1 protein-coding gene is annotated in these 1,632 nt (G+C 43.8%); it reads left to right on the top strand.

Annotation, left to right across the window (positions count from 1 at the left end; all coding sequences use genetic code 11):
* Window positions 1-53 precede the first annotated feature (53 nt).
* Complete coding sequence (gene rclA, locus ACT3R7_RS20625) at window positions 54-1,379, top strand: reactive chlorine resistance oxidoreductase RclA (protein ID WP_004117991.1); 1,326 nt, start codon at window positions 54-56, stop codon at window positions 1,377-1,379.
* The last annotated feature ends 253 nt before the right edge of the window (window positions 1,380-1,632 follow it).

Genomic DNA, 1,632 nt, shown 5'->3' with positions numbered 1-1,632 from the left:
TTTTGCGTCTATAGTCATGATGTCAAATGAACGCGTTTCGACAGGAAATCATCATGAATAAATATCAGGCAGTTATTATTGGTTTTGGCAAGGCTGGAAAAACATTAGCCGTCACGCTGGCAAAAGCAGGTTGGCGTGTGGCTCTCATCGAACAATCAAATGCAATGTATGGCGGGACCTGTATTAATATCGGCTGTATCCCAACCAAAACATTGGTTCATGACGCACAGCAGCACACAGATTTTGTCCGTGCCATACAGCGTAAAAATGAAGTGGTTAATTTTTTACGTAATAAGAATTTTCATAATCTTGCGGATATGCCCAATATCGACGTGATCGACGGCCAGGCGGAGTTTATCAATAATCATAGCCTGCGTGTTCATCGGCCTGAGGGAAATCTGGAGATTCATGGCGAGAAAATTTTTATTAATACCGGTGCACAAGCCGTGGTTCCGCCAATTCCTGGAATTACCACCACGCCTGGTGTATATGACAGCACCGGATTACTTAATCTAAAAGAATTGCCTGGGCATTTAGGTATTTTGGGCGGCGGATATATTGGCGTTGAGTTCGCCTCTATGTTCGCTAATTTTGGCAGCAAAGTAACCATTTTAGAGGCAGCTTCGCTGTTTTTGCCTCGGGAAGATCGGGATATTGCTGATAATATCGCGACGATTTTACGCGATCAGGGCGTCGATATTATCCTCAATGCCCATGTGGAGCGAATCAGTCACCATGAAAATCAAGTGCAAGTGCATAGCGAGCACGCCCAACTGGCGGTGGATGCACTGTTAATAGCTTCCGGTCGTCAACCGGCTACCGCTTCGTTACATCCAGAAAATGCCGGTATCGCAGTAAACGAGCGCGGGGCAATTGTCGTTGACAAGCGATTACATACCACCGCAGACAATATTTGGGCGATGGGAGATGTTACCGGCGGGCTGCAATTTACTTACATATCACTGGATGATTACCGCATTGTACGTGATGAGTTACTGGGTGAAGGCAAACGTAGTACTGATGATCGGAAAAATGTGCCTTATTCCGTATTTATGACACCGCCCCTGTCCAGGGTTGGTATGACAGAAGAACAAGCCAGAGAGAGTGGTGCTGATATTCAGGTGGTGACATTGCCTGTAGCTGCAATTCCGCGCGCCAGAGTGATGAACGATACCCGTGGGGTATTAAAAGCGATTGTTGATAATAAAACCCAACGTATATTAGGGGCATCACTGCTGTGTGTTGACTCCCACGAGATGATCAATATAGTGAAAATGGTGATGGATGCCGGGCTGCCTTATAGCATATTACGCGATCAGATATTTACTCATCCGTCGATGAGCGAATCACTCAATGATCTATTTTCATTAGTCAAATAAACTCAAAATCAGACGCCAGAACAAATATTCTGGCGTCTCAGAGAAAAGAATCTTATTAATTCTCTGTTACTCTATAACTTCTTAATCACTTCATTGATGGTATTTTATATGTTTAAAAAATCTGTTTTATTTGCAACACTATTATCTGGCGTTATGGCATTTTCCACCAATGCAGATGATAAAATAATTCTGAAACATATCAGCGTCTCGTCAGTATCAGCATCACCGACAGTTCTGGAGGATACCATTGCTG

It is taken from the genome of Halomonas sp. AOP43-A1-21 (assembly GCF_052376775.1).
In the GTDB taxonomy this organism is placed as follows: Bacteria; Pseudomonadota; Gammaproteobacteria; order Pseudomonadales; family Halomonadaceae; genus Vreelandella; species Vreelandella colorata.
The sequence above is the reverse complement of the archived record's forward strand: the minus strand, read 5'-3'. Positions and strand labels throughout refer to the sequence as shown.

Coding starts and splice junctions, on each gene's coding strand:
- rclA (WP_004117991.1), top strand. CDS start 54: ATGAATAAATATCAGGCAGTTATTATTGGTTTTGGCAAGGCTGGAAAA.